Here is a 2,646-nt window from a genome sequence, read left to right on the forward strand (position 1 = left end):
TGCGGGCCCTCGGTGGTGGGCGGCGCCGCGGGCCCTCGGTGGTGGGCGGCGCTGCGGGCCTTCGGCGGTGGACGGCGCTGCGGGCCGACGGTGGTGGACGGCGCTGCCGGCCGGCGGTGGTGGACGGCGCTGCCGGCCGGCGGATGTGGGGGCGCATCGGCGCGCAGGTCCGGTGGACGGCGCCGCGGGCCGGGGGTGAGCGGGCGGCGCTGCGGGCCGGCGGATGTGGGGGCGCATCGGCGCGCAGGTCCGGTGGACGGCCCCGGTGCGTCGGCCGGTGGACGGCGCTGCGGGCCGGCGGTGGGCGGGCGGCGCTGCCGGCCGGCGGATGTGGGGGCGCATCGGCGCGCAGGTCCGGTGGACGGCGCCGCGGGCCGGCGGTGAGCGGGCGGCGCTGCCGGCCGGCGGATGTGGGGGCGCCTCGGGCCGACAGCCGGTGGGCGGCGACGCGGGCCGGGAGCCAGGGGACAGTGGGATGTGTCGTCGCGGAGTGACGGGTGCGGGACGCGCCGCGAGCCCGCCGCGCGGGAGCGCCCTGGGGCCTCCCGGTCAGCCTCGCCGGAGGGGAGGGCCGCTCTTACGTCCCGGTCAGCCGCGCGGGAGCGCCGTGCAGCAGCCGACGCGCCGTCAGCGCGAGGCTGATCTCCACCACGTCGTGCGGGCGCGCCAGGGAGCGGCCGATGAGCTGCTCGCAGCGGCGCAACCGGTTCAGGACGGTGTTGCGGTGGCAGTACAGCCGTTCACCTGCACGCTGGGCGGAACCCTCGCAGGCGAACCAGGCGACCAGGGTGTCCAGCAGTACGTCCCGGTCCGCAGGGTCGAGCAGCAGCAGGGGGCCGAGTACGCGCTCGGTGAGCGTCGCGCCGAGCTCCGGGCAGGAGAGGACGAGCGCTTCGGGCAGGTGGTCGGTGAGGCGGACCGTGCCGCCCTCGGGCGGGCAGAGGTCCAGGGCGAGGTCGGCCAGGCGCCGGGCGTCGCCGACGGCGGCGAGCCCCGTCACGGCGCTGCCGACGCCGATCCGGCATCCGGCCGGTCCGTCGGAGGGCGGGACCTGCGCCGCAGCGGCCTCGTCGTCCTCCTCGCCGACCGGGACGATGCCGTAGTCCACCTCCGCTCCCGGGTGCCAGTAGGCGCTGCCGCCGGGCGGCAGAGCGGTGGTCCGGACGCCATCGGGGTCCTGGGACCGGCCGCCGGCGACCGCGACGACGACGTACCGGCCGTGTTCCGGCAGACACAGTCGCTCGGCGGTCTCGGGCAGGTCCGCGATCCGGCTCGTGCCGTCCAGGAGGGCCGCCGCCAGCAACCGCACCCGGTTCTCGCGCCGCCAGGCCAGCTGCCGCTCGGCCTGCCGGTAGGCGTCCGCCACGAGGGTGCAGTGCTCGTCGACGAAGTTCCACACGTCGGTGGCCACGTGCACGAGGAGCCGGATGTCCTCGGGTTCCGAGCGGGTGGTCTCCTCCACCAGCCGCTGCCACACCAGGGACCCGCCCAGCCGGAACGCGTGCAGCAGCGCGTCCAGGGGCAGCCCCTGCTCGGCCCGGGTGACACCGATCCGCCAGGTGCAGCGGTGGGCGGCCTCACGGGTGCCGCGCGGGTCGAGCAGCGAGGTCACGCTGTACCGCAACGAGCGGTACACCTCCTGCCAGGTGGCGGCGTGGTCGTCCTCCAGCGAACAGCGGTACGCCGGCTCCTGCTCGCGCAGGACCGCCAGCAGCCGGTCGGTCAGGTCCGGCAGGTCGTCGAGCAGGACGCGGGCCGACCGGTGCAGGACGCGCAGCGCGTCGGCGTCGATCAGCGACCGGATCCGTCGTGACCGCGGCTGCGGAACCCGTGTGGGCCCGGCGCGGAACGTCGTACGTGTGCGTGCGGCAGGATGCATGGCGGTCCTCCCCCGACTTCGGCTCTCCGGCTGCCCCGGCACCGTCCGGGCGCAACGGCGTCCGGCGGGTGCGCTGCCGTACGGCCGTCGTCACCCGCGTGGTGCTGCTCCGAAGAATGGCATACCGTCCGGTCGGTCCCCAGAGGTGTGCGGCGTCTTCTCCCTGTGGGCACCGAGATTCCCAGGGGTCAGCGGAGCTCCTGGTCGACCATCCGGGCCAGTTCGAGGCGGGAGCGCACGCCGAGAGCGGCGAAGACGTTGCGCAGGTGGTAGTCGACCGTGCGGGTGCTGACGGCCAGCCGCTGCGCGACCTCCCTGTTGGTGGCGCCCTCGGCCACGTGCCGGGCGATACGCAGTTGCTGCGGCGTCAGCCGCGACAGCCCTGTGGTCGGCTCCTTCCCGGACGCGGCTCCGTTGGCGCGCAGTTCGCCGCGCGCCTGGTCGGCCCAGGCGCCGGCGCCGCAGCGCTCGAAGGCGACCAGAGCGGCTCCGAGCCGGCTGCGGGCCTCCCGCAGCCGGCGACGCCGCCGCAGCCACCGCCCGTACAGGAGCTCGGTGCGGGCCCGCTCGAAATCGCCGCCCGACTCGTCGTGCAGGGCGAGCGCCCGCCGGTACAGGTCGTCGGCTTCGCGGTCGTCGGTGGCGAGCAGGGCGCGGCAGCGTGCGAGCTGGCGTCGGCGTCCCGGCGCAGGGTGGCCAGGGCGAGGGCGCCGGGCACGGTGTCGGCTACCGCCCCCGTCAGCACCGGGTGGGGGGAGATCTCGACG

2 protein-coding genes are annotated in these 2,646 nt (G+C 76.6%); both read right to left on the minus strand.

Going from position 1 to position 2,646, the window contains the following annotated elements:
- Positions 1-577: 577 nt before the first annotated feature.
- A complete protein-coding gene (locus ABT116_RS42190; protein WP_351645734.1) occupies positions 578-1,879 on the minus strand; it encodes a PucR family transcriptional regulator in 1,302 nt (433 codons plus the stop codon).
- A gap of 188 nt (positions 1,880-2,067) precedes the next feature.
- Positions 2,068-2,646: helix-turn-helix transcriptional regulator (locus tag ABT116_RS42195; RefSeq protein ID WP_351645737.1), on the minus strand; the 579-nt coding region annotated here is incomplete at its 5' end.

Source organism: Streptomyces sp. NPDC002130 (assembly GCF_040296465.1).
Lineage (GTDB): Bacteria > Actinomycetota > Actinomycetes > Streptomycetales > Streptomycetaceae > Streptomyces.